General features: G+C 44.3%; 14 protein-coding genes. 10 read left to right on the forward strand and 4 right to left on the reverse strand.

All coding sequences use genetic code 11. From position 1 onward, the window contains the following. On the forward strand, positions 1–201 hold the full coding sequence (gene iscX / locus H9W84_RS05795; RefSeq protein ID WP_239742288.1) for a Fe-S cluster assembly protein IscX: 201 nt from the start codon (positions 1–3) through the stop codon (positions 199–201). A 250-nt stretch (positions 202–451) separates the two neighbouring features. Here the strand turns inward: iscX and dapE are convergent, their stop codons facing one another. Beyond that, positions 452–1,690: a succinyl-diaminopimelate desuccinylase gene (gene dapE / locus H9W84_RS05800; protein WP_239742290.1), complete on the reverse strand. Its 1,239-nt coding sequence runs from the start codon at positions 1,688–1,690 to the stop codon at positions 452–454. A 197-nt stretch (positions 1,691–1,887) separates the two neighbouring features. Here dapE and H9W84_RS05805 point away from each other — a divergent pair, with 197 nt between their 5' ends. Continuing rightward, positions 1,888–2,502 carry a LysE/ArgO family amino acid transporter gene (locus tag H9W84_RS05805; protein ID WP_227716754.1) on the forward strand — a complete coding sequence of 205 codons (615 nt, stop codon included), beginning with the start codon at positions 1,888–1,890 and terminating at the stop codon, positions 2,500–2,502. Here H9W84_RS05805 and H9W84_RS05810 read toward each other — a convergent pair. Then, positions 2,488–3,102, reverse strand: coding sequence for a 2OG-Fe(II) oxygenase (locus H9W84_RS05810; RefSeq protein WP_239742292.1), 615 nt, complete (start codon positions 3,100–3,102; stop codon positions 2,488–2,490). The genes H9W84_RS05805 and H9W84_RS05810 overlap by 15 nt on opposite strands. 133 nt (positions 3,103–3,235) lie before the next feature. Between H9W84_RS05810 and H9W84_RS05815 the strand changes: the two genes are divergently transcribed. Continuing rightward, on the forward strand, positions 3,236–4,123 hold the full coding sequence (locus H9W84_RS05815; protein WP_007116651.1) for a 23S rRNA (adenine(2030)-N(6))-methyltransferase RlmJ: 888 nt from the start codon (positions 3,236–3,238) through the stop codon (positions 4,121–4,123). A 129-nt stretch (positions 4,124–4,252) separates the two neighbouring features. After that, a complete protein-coding gene (gene pssA / locus H9W84_RS05820; RefSeq protein ID WP_239742294.1) occupies positions 4,253–5,170 on the forward strand; it encodes a CDP-diacylglycerol--serine O-phosphatidyltransferase in 918 nt (305 codons plus the stop codon). A gap of 2 nt (positions 5,171–5,172) precedes the next feature. On the opposite strand, the gene H9W84_RS05825 is transcribed toward pssA, so the two are convergent. After that, on the reverse strand, positions 5,173–5,313 hold the full coding sequence (locus H9W84_RS05825; protein WP_239742296.1) for a hypothetical protein: 141 nt from the start codon (positions 5,311–5,313) through the stop codon (positions 5,173–5,175). A gap of 24 nt (positions 5,314–5,337) precedes the next feature. Between H9W84_RS05825 and H9W84_RS05830 the strand changes: the two genes are divergently transcribed. The 5 genes from H9W84_RS05830 to H9W84_RS05850 all read left to right on the forward strand — a co-directional run bounded on the left by H9W84_RS05830 (position 5,338) and on the right by H9W84_RS05850 (position 16,431). Continuing rightward, positions 5,338–7,002 (forward strand): alpha/beta hydrolase family protein, encoded by a 1,665-nt coding sequence (locus tag H9W84_RS05830; RefSeq protein ID WP_050324457.1) that lies wholly within the window; start codon positions 5,338–5,340, stop codon positions 7,000–7,002. 458 nt (positions 7,003–7,460) lie between these two features. After that, a complete protein-coding gene (gene gyrA / locus H9W84_RS05835) occupies positions 7,461–10,274 on the forward strand; it encodes a DNA gyrase subunit A (protein ID WP_239742298.1) in 2,814 nt (937 codons plus the stop codon). Positions 10,275–10,446: 172 nt separating this feature from the next. After that, the gene (locus H9W84_RS05840; RefSeq protein WP_239742300.1) at positions 10,447–11,142 is read left to right on the forward strand and encodes a glutathione S-transferase; all 696 of its coding nucleotides are present in this window, start codon (positions 10,447–10,449) and stop codon (positions 11,140–11,142) included. 279 nt (positions 11,143–11,421) lie between these two features. Next, positions 11,422–14,235 carry a pyruvate dehydrogenase (acetyl-transferring), homodimeric type gene (gene aceE, locus H9W84_RS05845; protein WP_239742302.1) on the forward strand — a complete coding sequence of 938 codons (2,814 nt, stop codon included), beginning with the start codon at positions 11,422–11,424 and terminating at the stop codon, positions 14,233–14,235. An 84-nt stretch (positions 14,236–14,319) separates the two neighbouring features. Continuing rightward, positions 14,320–16,431: a 2-oxo acid dehydrogenase subunit E2 gene (locus tag H9W84_RS05850; protein WP_239742303.1), complete on the forward strand. Its 2,112-nt coding sequence runs from the start codon at positions 14,320–14,322 to the stop codon at positions 16,429–16,431. Between the two features lie 103 nt (positions 16,432–16,534). On the opposite strand, the gene ppsA is transcribed toward H9W84_RS05850, so the two are convergent. Further along, a complete protein-coding gene (gene ppsA, locus H9W84_RS05855; protein WP_239742305.1) occupies positions 16,535–18,901 on the reverse strand; it encodes a phosphoenolpyruvate synthase in 2,367 nt (788 codons plus the stop codon). 477 nt (positions 18,902–19,378) lie between these two features. On the opposite strand from ppsA, the gene ppsR reads away from it, so the two are divergent. After that, positions 19,379–20,263 (forward strand): posphoenolpyruvate synthetase regulatory kinase/phosphorylase PpsR, encoded by an 885-nt coding sequence (ppsR, locus tag H9W84_RS05860; protein ID WP_007116642.1) that lies wholly within the window; start codon positions 19,379–19,381, stop codon positions 20,261–20,263. Positions 20,264–20,291 lie beyond the last annotated feature (28 nt).

Here is a 20,291-nt window from a genome sequence, read left to right on the forward strand (position 1 = left end):
ATGTCCCTCAAATGGAACGACACGTTAGAAATTGCCATTCAACTTTCTGAAAAATACCCTGATGAAGACGTGCAATATATTCGTTTTACTGATTTGCATCGGTATGTGACGCAGTTAGAAGAATTTAGCGATGACCCAACCAAATCCACCGAAAAACAACTAGAATCGATTCAAATGGCTTGGCTCGACGAACTAGATTAAGCTGAATGCTAGATTCTTCTTCATGCTAGATTGTTAATGAGCAGCAGCTAAATTAATTTACCCATGAAAAATGACCCGCGTTTGCTTAATGCGTCAGCCAAAAAGTAACGGTTTTTGACATCATTTGACTTGGGTAAATAATCATTTGACTTGGGTAAATAATCATTTGCTGCCCCCACGAAGATTGCCATCCCAGCAAAATTAGCCGTATCACTGGGTTGTTAGCATGCAGTATTTGGGCTAACATTATTTAGTCTAACAGCAAGTTTTGTAATATTTGCTCATAAATTGCGGCAAGTTTACCCAAATCTTCAACCTCTACACACTCATCAATCTGGTGAATGGTTGCATTACGCACGCCAAGCTCAACCACTTCAGGCGACCTATTGTCAACATTCAAGGTTGCGATAAAACGACCATCTGAGGTGCCGCCTGTGGTTGACAGCTGTGTATCTGTCCCTGTCACGGCTTTAATCGCGGATTGACAGGCGCCCACGAGGTTGCCTTGTGGCGTCAAAAATGGGTTGCCCGATAGTTTCCAATTGATGTGATAACTGGCTGCACCGTCTTGAAAATGCTTGTCAAAAATCGCATGGGTAGTTGCTTTAAGTTTCTCATCGTTGGTCTCAGTGGAAAAACGAAAATTAAACTCGGCGCTTAAAGTTGCAGGAATCACATTGTTAGCCCCAGTGCCTGCATGAAGGTTGGAGATTTGCAGGGTGGTGGCAGGAAAATACGCATTGCCATTGTCCCAAGTTTGGCTACAAAGCTCGGATAGTGCTGGCAAAGCATAATGAATGGGGTTAACTGCCAAATGCGGGTAGGCAACATGGCCTTGTTTGCCGGTCACCGTCACAACGGCGCCAAGCGAGCCACGGCGACCATTTTTGATGATATCACCCAAGGTGTGAGTACTAGAGGGTTCGCCAATCAAGCAATAAGTTATTGGCTGGTTGCGAGATTGCAATGTTTCCACCACTTTGATTGTACCGTTAACCGAAGGACCTTCTTCATCAGCGGTAATTAAGAAAGCAATTGAGCCGTGATGATTGGGGTGCTTGGCGACAAAGTTTTCAACAGCGACAGTAAATGCCGCAATCGCTGTTTTCATGTCTGCAGCACCACGCCCATACAGTATGCCATCTTTGATAGTGGGTTCAAATGGCGGATAAGTCCATTGGCTGACATCGCCCGTGGGCACGACATCGGTATGTCCTGCAAAACATAAGACGGGCGCCTGCGCCTGCTCACGACCTTGACGAATTGCCCATAAGTTTTTGACTTCTGCTTCGCGTCCTGTTGCGCCTTTTTCACCAAAGTATAAAAACTCACAATCAAAGCCGAGGTGGTTAAGCCGCTCAGCCAGTATATTTTGACAGTCAAGGTCAGTCGGCGTCACTGATGGCTCGCGCATCAGCTGTAAACTCAGTGCTAAGGTCTGCGCTTGAAGGTGGTCTAAATCAGTCGCGTTACTGGCATAATCAGTCATTCTCGTTTCCTTAAAATCTCTTAAAAATCTCTCAAAAATCTCGCTTATTTGCGCTGCATATTAGCATAAATTAGCGCCTTAGCGGGTCGCATTGTTCGCAATCGCTCAGCATTTTGGCTACAATACGCTTTTTTTCTCACTGCGCTTTTTTTCTTACTGGGCTTTTTTGTGTTGTTTGCGAATGTTACTGGGGACATATGGTACCGATGAATATCTCTACTTTTTTCATGGGCATGAGCGTGTGCTTTTCCCTAATTTTGGCGATTGGTGCGCAGAATGCGTTTGTGCTTAAACAAGGGCTAAAACAACAATTTGTGTTCATCGTGTGTTTGATTTGCGCGTTATCCGATGCGGTGTTGATTACGGGTGGTGTGTTTGGTTTTGGCAAGCTGATTTCGCAATTCCCGCTGATTATTACCATCGCCAAATACGCAGGGGCGTTGTTTTTAATTGTGTATGGTGCCCGAAGTTTTATTGCGGCTTATCAATCAAACCAATCGCTCGTGGCGCAGGGTGAAGACGTTGGTAATTTAAAACAAGTAATTGCCATGTGCTTGGCATTTACTTGGCTTAATCCCCATGTGTATTTAGATACGGTGATTTTGCTTGGGACGATTGCATCACAGGTTACCGATAAATTGGCGTTTGCGTTGGGCGCAATTTTATCATCGTTTATCTTCTTTTTTAGTTTGGGTTATGGGGCGCGTGTGCTGCAGCCGCTATTTGCCAAACCACTGTCTTGGAAAATTCTTGATATCCTCATTGGGGTTGTGATGTGGGGGATTGCGGCAAGTTTATTACTGGCTAATTAGCCCATCTTTTCTCATCCAAGTGGCAATGGAGAAGCGTTCACGATGGGTGATTGCGACTTGATGGACTAAGTTACTGTTAAAAATCACCAATCTGTTACCTTGGGGCTGTAATTGTTGCTGTGTGTCATGCTGATCGATGACAACAATTTCACCGCCATCGTGCGCGCCCCAACCGTCATTGAGATAAAAAACTGCCGATAACACACGTTCATCACGCCCTTGCGGATTGTCTGAATGCCACTGATAACCAAACCCTGCAGGGTAGCGGGCATAATGGGCTTCACTACGGCGAATGCCTGTGTATAAGGTTTGATTAAAAAATTGCGCCAGCTCATTAATCGCTTGTAGATACTGCATACCAATCGGACAGCGCTCATCAATCCAGCGGGTGCTATCCCCGCGAATGCTAGTGATTCGCTCACCCTGCGTCAAATTAGCCGCTTGATAGTCAATCAAGCCACTCTCTTTTTGTAACGCCTGAAAAAATTTGACGTCAAAACAGTCATCTAGCACCATAAACCCGTCATTAACCAGACCGTCAAGCTGTGCGTCATTTATTTTTTCAAACCAGTTGGGCAGGATAAAATTCAACTCTGGCATGTGCGCTGTGTTTCCTCCAGCATTGTTTAAACATTTAACTGGGCAGTTTTTAGCAAAAACTTCTAGCAAAAACTTCGCCAATTTTTGATAGCTATGCTACCATACCTGCTAATTTGTTTACGAAAAATTTATTATGAATTATCAACACAGCTACCACGCGGGCAACTTCGCTGATGTGGTAAAACACGTTTTATTACTCCAATTACTTGAGATGATGAGCGCCAAGCCAAAACCTTATTATATTTTGGATGCGTATGGTGGGCGCGGTTTGTATTCACTTGCCAGTGATGAAGCCAAAAAAACGGGTGAAGCCATCCATGGTATTACCAAACTGCTAGCGCAAGATAACAGCCAAGCGCCACAGGCGGTGCAAACTTATCTACAAGATATTGGCTACGCCAAAAAATTCTACGATAAGCATGTGTATCCAGGTTCGCCTTGGTTTATTGCCCATCACATCGAAAAACAACAAGACGCTCACCCAGAGATTAACAATCGCGCCGAAGCGTTTGAATGGAAAGCAAGCGAGTTTGATGCGCTCAATTACCAACTGCACCAATTGCCCATTGGCGTGCAACATCGCAATGCCTATGAAGGGATTTTGGCGGTACTACCACCGCAAGAAAAACGCGGGTTGATTTTAATCGATCCTCCCTTTGAACAGGAACACCGTGATTTTAGCGCATTGGTAGATTTATTGGTAAAAGCGCATAAAAAATGGTCAACCGGAGTATTGGCTCTTTGGTACCCCATCAAAAACAACGATGCGGTTGAGCTGTTTTATAAAAAAATGAAACGTACTGAAATCCGCCGTCAATTGGTGCTTGAGCTGAATATTTTCCCACCCGATTTGCCAATGGGTTTAAATGGGACGGGCATGTTGGTGATTAACCCACCGTGGCAATTTGATGCTAAAGCCGAAGAGATTTTGCAATATCTACAGCCAATTTTGCAGCATCCTGAAAGCCCACAAATGAGCGTGGAACAGCGCACCAAAGTACAATGGTTGGTTGGCGAATAATGTCACACTTGGCGGGTTAACTGGTCACAAAACCCGCCAAATTTCGCAATTTTTTACCGAGCTTGATGCACCTAGCAACAGATGATTTATTATAGACGACCTGCAAGAGACAACCTGCAAGGATAATCAATGAATAACGATAATAATAACCAACCAACCCTTATCAAGACGCCCATCGAACCCTCCCAACAGCCGCCACAGGCTCAGGATATCAATCCAATTCAGCTTGAGCATCAGCGTAACCGTGAATTGGCAGAAACCGATGACTATGATGGGCTCACCTTTGAAGTCATTGAAAATGCGCGTGTCGCTGATAAAACGATTGCGCAAAAAGGCGTTTATTTAATTCCCAATTCATTTACCCTATTGTCGTTACTCGCGGCATTTTATTCGATTACCCAAAGCGCGTTGGGGGAAGGGCATTATATGCGTGCCTGTGTGGCGATTTTTATCTCGGCATTGCTAGATGGGTTAGATGGTCGGGCGGCAAGGCTGTTCAATGCACAAAGTCCCTTTGGCGAGCAGCTAGACTCGCTAGCCGACTGCATCGCGTTTGGACTGGCGCCTGCGTTATTGATTTATCATTATGCGTTAGAGCCGTTGGGGCGTATTGGTATTGCTTGCGCCTTTGTGTATGCTGCCTGTGCCGCGCTGAGACTGGCGCGTTTTAATGTACAAATTGGTGTCGTTGATAAAAAATACTTTGTCGGGGTAGCAAGTCCGTTAGCCGCTATTTTAGTCACGACGTTTGTGATGGTACATATGGATTGGCAAGTTGAATTGCCGGCGACCAGTCCCGCTTTTCAAATCTTGGCAGCCATTTGGGTAGTGGTTGCCGGCTTTTTGATGGTAAGTAATTTAAAATATTATAGCTTTAAAGAGTTTGATAAAAAGCGTGTCCCGTTTGTGGTATTGATTTTGATTGTGTTTGCGCTCGGTATCGTGTTGTATAATATTCCTGCAGGATTGCTGGCGATTAGCGTGATTTACGCCTTATCGGGCCCAGTAACTGCGGTTTGGAGCAAGGTTAAACGCAAATCTGTTTAGGGCTACTCTAGTTTTTTTGTTTCAGTAGCAAATTTTTTCATAAACGGATGTTCAAATAGTACAAAAACTGGCATGATGAGCGTATCGTTTTCATGCCCGTTTTTTTTGGGTAACATGATGCGTTGTTCAAGGATATGAACCATTAATTTCCTCATAAGGAGTATGAGATGCACCGCCAGTCTGATTTAATCCACCCTACTTTTAGCCTAACCAAAATTTTTATCTCGGTGTGGTTGGCCTCAACCTTAGCCGCTTGTGGTAGCGACAATGATTCCGCGACAACGCCACCTACCAAAACAGGCGTTGCTTCACTGCCCACAGGTAATTTAATCAAAGATCCATTAACGACCAAAAATCTAACTCCCAGCGCCTTAACCCAGTTATTTAATACCACAGATCCCGATTTTAGCCAAGTTGCAGCCACGCCCAAGTGCGGTGTGCGTGTTGAATACATGCAATATGATACCGTCGATGTCAAAGGTAATAAGACCGATGCGACGGGTGCTGTGTTTATTCCGACAGGCACGGATGCAAGCTGTAGTGGCAATCGACCGATTGTACTCAATGCTCACGGTACGGCAACGACCAAAGCCTATAATTTTGCAGAAGTGGGTAATGCCAACAATGAAGCAGGACCAGCCGCGACATTGTTAGCGGCTTTGTTTGCAGGGCAGGGCTATGTGGTTATCTCACCCAATTATGCAGGTTATGACAAATCAAGCCTAGCCTATCATCCGTACCTCAATGCCCAGCAGCAGTCACACGAGATGGCAGATGCGTTAAAAGCAGGCAGGGAAGTGTTACGCCGCACAGGCAGTGCAACCAATGTCGCTGACAATGGCAAATTGTTTGTTACAGGTTATTCTCAAGGTGGCTATGTCACCATGGCAACCACGCGCTATCTTGAAACGCTCAAAGAACCTGTGACAGCGGCGCTGCCAATTTCTGGACCTTATGCCATGGAAGCCTTTGGTGATGTGGTATTTGGTGGCAAAGTCATGCTCGGTGCGACTTTTTTTGCCCCGCTGATGGCTCGCAACTATCAAGAGCAGTATGGCAATATTTATGCCAAACCCAGTGACATGTTCGCGCCAGCCAATGCCGATGAAATCCCCTCGCTACTGCCTAGCGCCAGCATGACTGATATGCAGCTCATTTTAAGTGGTAAATTGCCTGCCTCAGCAATGTTTCAAAAAGCGCCAACGGGCAATTCAACGCTCGATGCGATATCACCGTCTGACCCAGCATTTAGCTTTGGCTTTGATACAACGCAGTATTTAGTCAAAAATGACTACCGTTTAGGGTACTTGGCGGATGCCCAAAAAAATGTCGATTGGGCAGTGCCTTATTTACAAGGCTATACCAACTATAGCCCAGTGCCTGCTACACTGCCTGAACATCCCCTACGTAAAGCGTTAAAAGCCAATGACTTGCGCGGCTATTTACCAACAATGCCTGTCATTATGTGTGGTGGTAACCAAGATCCGATGGTGTTCTTTGACGTCAATAGTAGTTTAATGAAAAAACTATGGGACACAGATACTAATAAAACTAGCGCGACCAAGTTGGGAATTATTGATATCGATGTCACCAATCGCGCCACGCGTCAAAAACCGGTTTATCAAACGTTAGGTTTTGATACTGTCAACAATAATAGCATCCAGTCTCAATCAGAAAAAATGCAGGCAGGATTTGCTAGTAAAGTGCAAAATATTGCGGCAAATGCGGCTGCCAACGGGGGCAATCCATCACAAGCCGTTGCTATGCAATATCATGGTTTAGTCACGCCATATTGTATGGGTGTGGCACAGACATTGTTTAGCCAGTTCTAAATTTGTCATATCTACTAAACATATACGTATATAACTGACTCCAATTTAACAAAGCCTGTTTATCAACAGGCTTTGTCATTAGACAGTTTGATATCGAGCCTCAGATTTAATCCGATTATTTTATAGCTTGTAAAAATAACTGGTAAAGTTTGGGCAGTTTGCCATGGGGGTAAAATAACACCCGTCAAAGCATGATATTTTGATGTTACCGTCGACATTTGGCGGTGGGTTAACTGCTAAATCATGCGTTTTATGCTATAATTATTCCTTTTTACTATCCTAAAAATATAACGTCATCTGTGTTACTTTTCTAAAAGTTTTGATTGGGTTTTTTTGCAACTTTTGGTCAAAATTGCGCATTGCTTTTAAACGCATGGTTGTTAACTTAGCTATCGCCTTGAAAAGTAAAATAAATAAGATGACTCGTATATTTAAGTAGCTTGATAAAAGGAGCGTGCATGTCCACCGATTCCGTTAGCCCGATTGGCATCGTCGATGAATTAAAACAATCTTATCTCGACTATGCCATGAGCGTAATTGTCTCCCGTGCTTTACCTGATGTGCGTGATGGGCTCAAACCTGTTCATCGCCGTGTGTTATACGCGATGCATGAATTATCAAACGACTTTAACAAACCTTACAAAAAATCGGCGCGTGTGGTCGGTGATGTTATCGGTAAATACCACCCACATGGCGATACTGCAGTGTATGACGCGATTGTGCGTTTGGCGCAGCCGTTCTCAATGCGCTATATGCTCATCGATGGTCAAGGTAATTTTGGCTCAGTGGATGATGACCCTGCCGCAGCGATGCGTTATACCGAAGTGCGCATGCAAAAACTTACTCACCAAATGCTGGGTGATTTGGATAAAGACACTGTGGATTGGGAGCCAAACTATGATGGTTCAGAGCAAATGCCAAGCGTCATGCCAGCCCGTATTCCAAATTTGCTTGTTAATGGTGCCACAGGCATTGCGGTGGGTATGGCGACCAATATGGCGCCACACAATCTGACGGAAGTGATTAATGCGTGTTTGGCGTATGCCGATGATCCGCACATCTCGGGTGAAATGCTTATGCAGTACATCACCGGTCCTGATTTCCCAACAGGCGGTATCATTTATGGCCGCTCAGGCATTGTCGATGCTTATCGCACCGGTAAAGGTCGCCTGCATTTGCGCGGCAAATATCACATCGAACCGATGAGTGAAACGGGCGCCAATAAAGAGCGTGAGCGTATTGTATTTACCGAGATTCCGTATCAAACCAATAAAGCAAAACTGATTGAAAAAATCGCAGAATTGGTACGCGATAAAAAACTTGAAGGCATTAGCGAGATTCGCGATGAGTCAGATAAAGATGGCATGCGTATCGCTATTGACTTAAGACGGGGTGAAAACGCGGAAGTCATCGTTAACAATCTATTTATCCAAACGCCTTTAGAATCGAGTTTTAGCATTAACATGGTTGCCTTAGATGAAGGTCAACCTAAAATCATGACGTTGCGGGATTTGATTGCCGCCTTTATACGTCACCGCCAAGAAGTTGTGACTCGCCGTACTATTTTTGAACTCAAAAAAGCACAGGCGCGTGGTCATCTGCTAGAAGGGCTAACGATTGCCCTTGCCAACATTGATCGTATTATTGACACTATCAAGGCATCGGCAAACCGCCAAGAAGCCCGCGATAACTTACTGACCAATACTTGGCAGTCAGGTGGCGTGATTGCCATGTTAGAGGCAGCAGGCAGTCATTCGATTCGCCCCGATGTGATTGAAGGCGAAGACCTAAACGCCCCATATGGACTGATTGATAACAACCAACATTATCGTCTATCGCCTGACCAAGTCAATGCTATTTTGGATATGCAGCTGCACCGTTTAACAGGGCTAGAGCAAGACAAGCTACAGCAAGAATTCAAAGAAATCTTGGCACTCATTGCCCAATTACAAAGCATTTTGGATAACTTTGACCAATTAATGCAAGTAATCAAAGATGAATTAATCCAAATCCGTGATGATTTTGGCGATGCGCGCAAAACCCAAATCGTCGATAGCCGCAGTGACTTTAGCCGTGCAGACTTGATTCCAGAGCAAACCGTTGTGTTGACTGTTTCACGCACGGGCTATGCCAAAACCCAGCCTATCAGCGACTATATCGCCCAAAAACGCGGTGGCAAAGGCAAGTCAGCCACTGCCATGAAGGCAGACGACGTCATTGACCATATGGTGGTCACATCGACGCACAACAACGTGATGATTTTTACCGATCGGGGTCGTGTGTTTGGGTTACAAGTGTTTGAAGTGCCTATTGCCAGCCGTGGTTCGCGTGGCCGTCCGATGGTCAATTTGATTGCGCTCGATGCCGATGAAAAAGTCACCGCCATCTTGCCCGTGACCGAAGACGACAAGCAAAATGACAATAGCTATGTGTTCTTTGCAACCGCATCGGGCATGGTAAAACGCGTCCAATTGTCACAATTTAAAAACCTTCGCGCCAACGGACTTCGCGCTGTCGAACTCAATGACGGCGATAACTTGATTGGCGTTGCCATTACCGATGGCGAGCAAGACATCATGTTATTCTCTAATGAAGGTAAAGCGATTCGCTTTAATGAAAGTAAAATCCGTGCGATGGGTCGTACCGCAAAAGGGGTACGCGGTATGCGGGTGACGCTACTGGCCAATCAAGGTATCGAAGACGAGGACACCGAGCTTGAAGACGATAGCCATGATGACCAAGACAATGACAGTGTCGTTGCGGTTAGCCGTGTGGTGTCGTTAGTTGTAGCCCCACAGCAAGGCGAGATTTTATGTGCTTGTGAGCGTGGCTTTGGTAAACGTACCCCTGTCTCTGATTTCCCTGTCAAAGGTCGGGGTGGTAAAGGCATTATCGCCATCAAAACCACGGCGCGTAATGGCGAGCTGGTGCAGGCGTTAGCGGTAACCGATGCTGATGATATTGTGCTGATTTCTGATGCAGGCACGCTTGTTCGTACACCTGTCGGACAAATCGCGCAAACAGGTCGGAATGCGCAAGGGGTCACCCTGATTCGTATTTCAGAAGATGAATCATTGGTATCTATTGCTTTGGTTGAAGGCGGTAGTGAAGACGAGCTGGACGAAGATAGTTTAGAGGCAGCATTGGCTGACAATATCACGCAAGATGGTACTGATTTACAAGACAGGGCGGATTTGCAAGACATCGAGTTGTCTGAAGCGCTGCAGCAAGATGGTTTACTAGAAGCCGATGCACAACAGCTAGATGACTAATTTGTAGCCTTGCTATTTGTAACCTCGCTTTATCAAACCAGCTTATCAATCAATAAGCTGGTTTTTTTCGCTCAATTCTACAATTTCGCAACAGCCAGCAAGTTTAAAGCCTTATAAAATTTAAAGTTACTTTGTTCCAACAATCCTATTACATTAAAAGACGAGTATACCCATGTCAAAACTGCATCTACATCACCTTGAAAAATCGCGTTCGTTTCGAATTCTTTGGCTATTAGAGGAATTAGAACTGCCTTATCAGTTGACCAAGTACGAACGCCATCATGGTTTGGCGCCCAAGTCTTTGCAAAAAATTCATCCGATGGGTAAGGCACCTATCCTGCAAGATAATGGAAAAACGCTGATTGAATCGGCCAATATCATTGAGTATTTGATTGATAACTATGACCAGTTAAGCGACCAGCAAGATGCTCAGCCGATATCACAACTGGTGCTGAATAAAAAATTTCGCCCAGATTATGGCAGTGAGGCGTATGAACAGTATCGATATTGGCTGCATTTTACTGAAAGCTCGTTGATGCCCTTGCTTATTATCCGACTGCTATTTGCTACCATGATAGAAAAATCACCGATAGGTATCAAACAAGTGGCAAAATTACTCAAATCGGGGATAGACAAATCTTATCTGAATCATTCATTAACCGAGCAGCTCAAAATGCTAGATAAGCATTTGGGGAGTAATGAATGGCTTGCTGGCAACCAATTTAGCGGCGCTGATATACAGCTTGAATTTGGCATAAACGCCATGCAAGAAACCCATAGTTTAGAGGCAAAATACGCCAATATTCACAATTGGTTAAAAAAATGCCAAGCTCGCCCAGCTTATCAAAAAGCGGTTGATAAGTGTTGATGGTTGACTGTCAAGCGATTTAATGCTTTTATTGCTTTACTTTGTTGATAAATTTACTATACGGTCAGAAAAAACAGTTGTTTTTTCACCTTTATTTCATAGCTAAATACCTATTAAAAATTAGGGAAAATACATAAATATTTTTTTCATGTAAAATATTGCTATCGCTATTTATAACAATGTTTTGTGTCTAATAGTTGAATACTTTGAGTCGTTTACAACCTAGCTCCATTCTAGGTTATTTCCATGGATGGATGCCATTGCCAGAAGGAACGAAAAATGCAATATCAGTATTTTAAAGACCCTGATAGTCAAGAAACCCAAGAATGGCTTGACGCCTTTGATTCGGTGATCAAGTCAGTGGGAAAAAAACGTGCCACTTTTTTACTAAAAGCCATCTATGATAAGGCGGTACAAGAAGGATTACGCGTTAACCGTCTTGACACCGCTTACATCAACACTATTCCTGTAGAAGATCAACCCTCTTATCCCGGTGATTTAACCCTAGAGCGTAAAATTCGCGCTATCATTCGTTACAATGCGGTGGCGATGGTGATGCGTGCCAACAAAAATGACGACGACTTAGGCGGTCACTTAGCGACGTTTGCCTCAAGCGCGACGTTATACGAAACAGGTTTTAACCATTTTTGGCGCGCAGCGAGTGAAAGCTTTGGCGGTGATATGATTTATTATCAAGGTCACGGTTCACCAGGGATGTATGCTCGCTCATTTTTAGAAGGTCGATTGACTGAAGAGCAGCTAACGAATTTTCGCCGTGAAGTAGGCGGCAAGGGGCTATCTAGCTACCCACACCCTTATTTGATGCCTGACTATTGGCAGTTCCCAACCGTGTCGATGGGTTTAGGCCCAATCATGTCGATTTATCACGCGCATGTGCATCAATATCTTGAAAATCGTGGCTTGATTCCAAAAGAAGGTCGCAAAATTTGGGCATTCTTGGGTGATGGTGAAACCGATGAGCCAGAGAGCCTAGGTGCTATCTCACTAGCAGGTCGCGAGAACCTAGAAAATTTGATTTGGGTGATTAACTGTAACTTACAGCGCCTAGATGGCCCTGTACGTGGTAACGGTAAAATCATCCAAGAGCTTGAATCCGTGTTTCGCGGTGCAGGCTGGCGAGTGATTAAAGTCATCTGGGGCGGTAAATGGGATACGCTACTAGACAAAGACCATACGGGCGCGCTCAAACACCGTATGCTTGAGACCCTCGATGGTGAATACCAAGTGTATAAAGCGCGTGATGGTAAATTTGTCCGTGACTATTTCTTTGGTAAATACCCAGAACTTGCCGAAATGGTGAAAGATTGGACTGACCAAGAAATCCAAAATTTAGACCGTGGTGGCCATGACCCGATGAAGGTGTATGCCGCATTTAGTGAAGCCATGAAAGCCAAAGGTCAGCCGACGGTGATTTTGGTTAAAACCGTCAAAGGCTATGGCTTATCTAACCAAAGCCAAGCGGTCAACAAAACCCACCAAATCAAAAAACTCGAAATTGATTCGTTAAAATACTTCCGTGACCGTTTTGATTTGCCATTTACCGATACGCAGCTTGAAGAATTGCCGTTTTATCGTCCTGATGAAAATTCTGCTGAAATCCAATACCTCAAAGGTCGACGTCAAGCACTGGGCGGACATTTACCCAATCGCCGTAGTGGTCATATTCCACTCGATGTCCCAGGATTGGAGATTTTTGACAAATTACTACAAGGTAGTGCGGGCAAAGAACAATCTACCACCATGGTATTTGTACGCTTGCTAGCGGCACTGCTAAAAAATAAAGCGCTGCAAGAGCGTGTAGTGCCGATTGTTCCTGATGAAGCCCGTACTTTTGGTCTTGAAGGTATGTTCCGCCAATTGGGTATCTACTCGGCATCGGGTCAAAATTATACCCCTGAAGACCATGAAGCCTTGATGGGTTATAAAGAAGCCAAAGACGGTCACATGCTGGAAGAAGGCATTAATGAAGCGGGTGCGATGAGTACTTGGATTGCGTTAGCGACCAGTTATTCAACCAATGCGTTACCGATGATTCCTTTTTATATCTATTATTCGATGTTTGGTTTCCAACGTGTCGGTGATTTAGTTTGGGCCGCAGGCGATATGCAGGCGCAAGGGTTCTTGCTTGGCGGTACCGCAGGTCGTACCACACTCAATGGCGAAGGCTTACAGCACCAAGATGGTCATCAGTTGATTTTATTTAACACGGTGCCAAACTGTGTCACTTATGACCCATGTTATGGTTATGAGCTAGCGGTGATTGTACAAGATGGTCTGCGCCGTATGTATGGTGAAGGCGAACGGGTTTTCTATTATATCACCTTAATGAATGAAAACTATGAGCAACCAGCTATGCCAACAGGGGTCGAAGAAGGCATCAAAAAAGGCATGTACTTGCTCAAAGATAATGGTTCAAAACAAGTGCAATTGCTGGGTTCGGGCGTGATTTTACGTGAGGTTGAAAAAGCCGCGCACATTCTAGCTGAAGAATTCAACATCAATGCCAACGTGTGGAGTGTCACAAGCTTTAATGAACTCACTCGTGAGGGCATGGCATGTGATGAGTACAATCGTCTACACCCATTAGATGAACAGCGTACGCCTTGGGTTACTGAACAACTTGCACAGCATGAAGGCATTGTAGTCGCCGCCACCGACTATATGCGCATTTTCTCTGAACAAATTCGCGCCTACCTACCAGACAGTCGTCCGTATGCCACCTTAGGTACCGATGGTTTTGGTCGTTCGGATAGCCGCAGCCAATTACGTAGTTTCTTTAAAGTGGATGCTGCCCATATTGTGGTAGCAACGCTCAAACTATTGGCAGATGAAGGCGAAGTTGATGCGCGTTTGGTCAAAGATGCCATTAGTAGCCTAGGTATTGATGCCGATGCTTCACCTGCTTGGTATCCTCAAGTACAAATCGACCAATCCCCAGATGCACCAGCGATTTTAGGCGCGAATCCAAAACCTGTACCAACCTTGGTTGAAGAGGATGATGAAGCGATTTCAGCAGACGGCAAAGCAGAAGATAAAGCCGATGCGCCAATTCTTAACGAAAAACCTGAATAATATCAATTAATAATTGGAAAAAATCAGCCACGTATTAGCGGCTGATTGCCCACTTAGTAAAAATAAAAATTTAAGGATAAACCCATGGAAATCAAAGTTCCCGACTTAGGCGTTGATAGCGCTGAAGTCAGCGAAATTATGGTCAAAGTCGGCGATGTCATCAATGTGGACGATAACATTGTCTTATTAGAGTCTGACAAAGCCTCTGTAGAAGTACCTGCGACATCAGCAGGGACTATTACAGCGATTAGTATCCAAATCGGCGATAAGGTCAAAGAAGGTGATGTGATTCTCACCATCGATAGTGTAGACAATAGCCAATCCAACACTACACCCGTAGAGCAATCTGCGCAACAGACAGACCAACAAGCAGCCCAATCTAACGAAGCTGGAGAAATTAAAGAGGCTAAAGAGGCTAAAGAGGCTAATGCGACTTCATCGCAAGCGCCGTCTATGGCTGCGTCAAACCAATCACAGCCAACATCTACATCGGCTGAAGCAACTTATACATTGCCAGATTTGGGGGTAGATAGCGCAGAAATTAGTGAGTGGTTGGTCAAAGAAGGCGATACTGTCACTGCTGAACAACCGCTGGTATTGGTCGAATCCGATAAAGCATCGGTCGAAGTACCGGCACCTGTCAGTGGAAAAATTGTCAAATTTTTAGTCAATGCAGGTGATACGGTCGCCAATGGTCAAGATTTTATCGTGATGACCTCCCAAGCAGCTTCGCAACAGCCATTAGCTAGTGACCCATCAGAACAAGCCGCCAGTCAAGCCACTTCAGCCGCAAACCAAAATGAGCCACCCGCTCAAACGGTATCTGCGCCTCAATCATCCACCCCCGCTGGTAAGCAAACCTTTGGTTTGCCTGATCTTGGGGTAGAGTCGGCACAGATTAGTGAATGGATGGTCAAAGTAGGCGATGAGATCACAGCAGAACAACCCTTGTTGTTGGTAGAATCCGATAAAGCCTCGGTGGAAGTCCCCTCGCCAGTCGCAGGTAAAGTGGTTGAATTACTGGTTAACGCTGGCGATACCGTCACCAATGGTCAAGACTTTGTTGTAATTGAAGCGGTGGGGTCAGTGCAATCAGCATCAAGTTCAGCATCACAGCCGCAAGCGACCACCCATACCGCTCAGCAAGAAGTCGCTAAAACGCAAAATACCGCGCCGACTTCAACTAATAGCGCCAGTACACTATCTAGTCAGTCAAATTCACAGTCAAAACTGTCTGAGTCGCAAATCAATGCCAAAAATGCCGCGGTTTATGCAGGTCCAGCGGTGCGCAAACTTACGCGCCAATTGGGTGTTGATGTCAGTGAGGTGACTGGCACGGGCGCTAATGGGCGTATTGTCAAAGAAGATGTGTTTGCTTATGTCAAAAATACAATAAAAGCAATTAGCACGCCCGCAGTAGCAAATAATATATCTGCGCCTTCAGCGGCTCGCTCAGGATTACCTAATTTACCCGATATGAGTAAAACGGAAATTTGGGGAGAAATTGAGCGCCAAGATTTGACCCGTCTACAAAAAGTCTCAATTCCGCAGCTTAATTACAATACCTATTTGCCACAAGTCACCCAGTTTGATTTGGCAGATATTACCGATGTTGAAAAATTGCGTGGTGACCTAAAAGATGAGATGAAAAAAGAAGGGGTGAGTCTAACTATTCTGGCTTTCATCATGAAAGTAACCGCTTATGCGCTCATGCAACACCCAAAATTTAACAGCCATTTAAGCAATGACAATACCCAGATTATTATCCGTAAATCCGTGAATTTAGGCTTTGCTGTAGCCACCGAGGAGGGTTTGACAGTCCCTGTCATTCAACGTGTAGAGCAAAAAGGTATCAAACAACTAGCGATTGAAATCGGTGAGCTTGCCAAAAAAGCGCGTGATAAAAAACTATCTGCCAAAGAGTTAACCGGCGCGTCATTTACGATTTCAAGTCAAGGCAATCTTGGCGGTACTTATTTTACGCCGCTGGTCAATTGGCCACAAGTTGCGATTTTAGGCATCAGTGAATCTAGTATTCAGCCACGTTGGAATGAGACCAAAGGCGAGTTTGAGCCACGTTTAATGCTACCGTTGTCATTATCGTATGACCACCGTGTGATTAATGGTGCGGACGCTGCGGTATTTACCCGATATATTGCGAAATTACTAGCAGATCCACGCCGCGTGTTGTTATAAATTGCAGCGCAAAAAAACCTAGCGTGTCATGTGCATGCTGGGTTTTTTAATGCCCAAAAAAAGCCCTTAGTCAAAACTAAGGGCTTTATGAATGCCAACAAGCTTATTTTTCGGTTTTTGCTAAGAAGAACCAAGTGTCTAACACCGAATCCGGATTCAATGAAACAGAAGTAATACCTTGTTCCATTAACCACATCGCTAGGTCTGGATGGTCAGAAGGGCCTTGTCCACAGATACCGATATACTTGCCTTGTGCGTTACAGGCATCGATAGCCATTTTCAGTAGTTTTTTAACCGCTGGGTCACGTTCATCAAATGATTGAGATACGATACCCGAATCACGGTCAAGACCAAGCGTTAACTGGGTTAAATCGTTTGAGCCGATTGAGAAACCATCGAAGTATTGTAAAAACTCTTCTGCTAACAAGGCATTGGTTGGCAACTCACACATCATGATGACGCGTAAACCGTTTTCACCACGTTTAAGACCATTTTTCTCAAGCAGTTCTAGTACCTTACGCGCTTCTTCTGTGGTACGTACGAATGGAATCATGATTTCAACGTTGGTTAAGCCCATTTCATCACGAACACGTTTTAATGCACGACATTCTAATTCAAAGCAGTCACGGAAGTTTTCTGATACGTAACGGCTTGCACCACGGAAACCGAGCATGGGATTTTCTTCAGATGGCTCATATAGTTTACCGCCGATTAAGTTTGCATATTCATTCGATTTAAAGTCAGACATACGTACGATAACTTTCTTATCTTTGAATGCGACGGCTAGGGTTGAAATACCTTCAACCAATTTATCAACGTAGAAATCAATCGGTGAAGCATAACCTGCCATGCGCTCTTGAATCGCTTGTACGATTTCGCGTGGTAGGGTGTTCATGTTAAGCAGTGCCTTTGGATGCACACCAATCATACGGTTGATGATGAATTCTAATCGCGCCAGACCCACCCCTTCATTAGGGATTTGGGCAAATCCAAAGGCGCGGTCAGGGTTACCCACATTCATCATAATTTTAAATGCCAAGTCTGGCATTGACTCAATTGAGTTGTTTTGGATTTCAAAGTCCAATTGACCTTCGTAGATATAACCGGTATCACCTTCTGCACAAGATACAGTGACTGCTTGACCATCGGTCAATAGGTCAGTGGCGTTACCACAACCCACGATAGCAGGGACACCCAATTCACGCGCGATAATTGCCGCGTGACAGGTACGACCACCACGGTTAGTGATGATAGCAGCGGCACGTTTCATGACGGGTTCCCAGTCTGGGTCAGTCATATCAGAAACAAGGACGTCACCTTCTTGTACTTTATCCATTTCATGGATTGAATTGACCACGCGTACAGTACCTGCGCCGATACGTTGACCAATTGAACGACCTTCACAGATGACATCACCTTTTTCTTTAAGGATGTAACGCTCCATGACGTTTTGACTTTCACGGCTTTTTACTGTCTCTGGACGGGCTTGCACAATGAATAATTTGTTACTGTCACCATCTTTTGCCCATTCGATATCCATCGCATGACCATAATGTTTTTCGATGATTAACGCTTGTTTGGCAAGTTCAACCAATTCTTCATTGCTCAGTGAAAATTGGTTGCGTTCTGCTTTGTCTACTGGGACTATTTTGACTGATTTGCCAGCTGAGTGCTCGTCTGCATAAACCATTTTTTGTTGTTTGCTGCCGAGGTTGCGGCGAATAACCGCGGGTTTGCCGGCATTTAATAACGCTTTTGAAATATAGAATTCATCAGGGTTCACCGCACCTTGCACGACCATTTCACCCAAGCCATAGCTTGCGGTAATAAATACCACGTCATTAAAACCACTTTCGGTATCAATGGTGAACATCACACCTGAAGTGCCTGTCTCTGAGCGTACCATGCGTTGTACGCCAGCTGATAATGCAACACCGGCGTGCTCAAAACCTTTGTGAACGCGGTAAGCGATGGCACGGTCATTGTATAAAGAAGCAAAGACTTCTTTAATAGCAATCAAGATATTGTCAATACCACGGATATTGAGGAAAGTTTCTTGTTGACCAGCAAATGAGGCGTCTGGTAAATCTTCAGCAGTCGCTGATGAACGAACTGCAACAGCGATGTCCTCGCCTTGGCTCATCTCGGCAAAGGCCTCACGGATTTCTTGTTCTAGATCTTTAGGTAACTCTTGCTCAATAATCATGTCACGGATTTTTTTACCCGTGGCAGTCAATGCCGCAACATCATCCACATCCAGACCTTGAAGCGCGGCTTTGATTTTGTCTTGAAGACCTGTACCGATTAAGAATTTGTTAAAAGCTTCAGACGTTGTTGCAAAGCCACCTGGTACGCTTACCCCTAAATCTGTTAGGTGACTAATCATTTCACCTAATGAAGCGTTTTTACCGCCTACTTTGTCAATGTCGTTTTTGCATAACTTGTCGAGTGAGATAACTTGTGCGTTCAAGGTGATAACTCCGTGAAATAAAGATTATTTTGAAAAGATTATAACGGTATTTCGTAGAAAATTCATCTTAAAAAATGATTTTCTAGCAAAAAATTTATAATTTTAGAAAAACTGTCAGCCATTAACAATTCCACTAAAATTTTGCTTGGATGTCGATTTTGTTTGGATGTCTTTGAGTCTAAGGTGAAAAAAACGTAGATAAGCCTTTAGTGACAATAACTGATGGCTAATTAAGGCAAATTAAGCATCGATTTGTTAGATTAAAGCCTACAAGTCACGTATAATAACAAACACTCGACCTGTAAGACAAACGCCTGTGAGACAAAAGATAGTGTCTGCACTGATAACGACATGAATAGATGAAATTCACTGCCAAAAACGCAGTTAATGTGTGAGGTTGACCATCAGTATGAGTTTAAACCAGTGTTAATTTAAATTAGTATGGACGCTGCTTGTCATTTTTTTGGATAATTTTTCATGACCATTGAGCAAATCAAAGCCACGATTCAAAATAAAGACGCCTTAAATTTTGCAAATTCGCAGTCGTTGCGAAGTGTGTTTTTTATCTCCGATGGTACCGCGATTACGTCTGAAACCCTAGGTCGTTCTATTTTAAGCCAATTTCCCACGGTACCATTTGAGACTCGGGTTATTCCTTATGTTGATACCCTTGATCGCGCCGATGAAGCGGTCAATCAAATCAATCTTGCCCACCAACGTGATGGGGTAAAGCCGCTAGTCTTTGATACAATCGTTGACCCTGTGATTCGTGAGCGAATCAACGGTGCAGATGCCTTTAACTTGGATATTTATGAAGGCTTAATTAGTAAAATTGCCGATGAAATCAAAGTACAACCTGCACCGCATACCGGTCATGCGCATGGGGATGTCGATTCTGAGAACTATAAATCACGTATTGATGCGGTGCATTTTGCTTTAGATAATGATGATGGCGCGCGTACCACCCATTATGATGCGGCAGATATTATTTTGATTGGGGTGTCACGTTCGGGCAAAACGCCCACCTCTTTATACCTAGCGTTGCAATTCGGTATTCGTGCGGCGAATTATCCGTTGACTGAAGATGATTTATATGAAAATTCGTTGCCCAAAGCGTTAAAGCCCTACCGTGACAAACTGTTTGGTTTGGTGATTGACACCGATCGACTGGTAAAAATTCGTAACGAGCGCCGTGCAGGTAGTCGCTATGCAAGTTATCAGCAATGTCAGCAGGAGTTGCGCGCCATTCAAGGTATTTATATTTCTCAAGGGATTCCAAATATTGATGTATCCACGATGTCGATTGAAGAAATCGCGACGCGTATTTTACAGATGACGGGGTTAAAACGTCGAATTGGTTAATGTAATTTCTTAACATACGGTTAATTTA

This window comes from Moraxella tetraodonis (assembly GCF_022359095.1).
Taxonomy (GTDB): Bacteria; Pseudomonadota; Gammaproteobacteria; order Pseudomonadales; family Moraxellaceae; genus Faucicola; species Faucicola tetraodonis.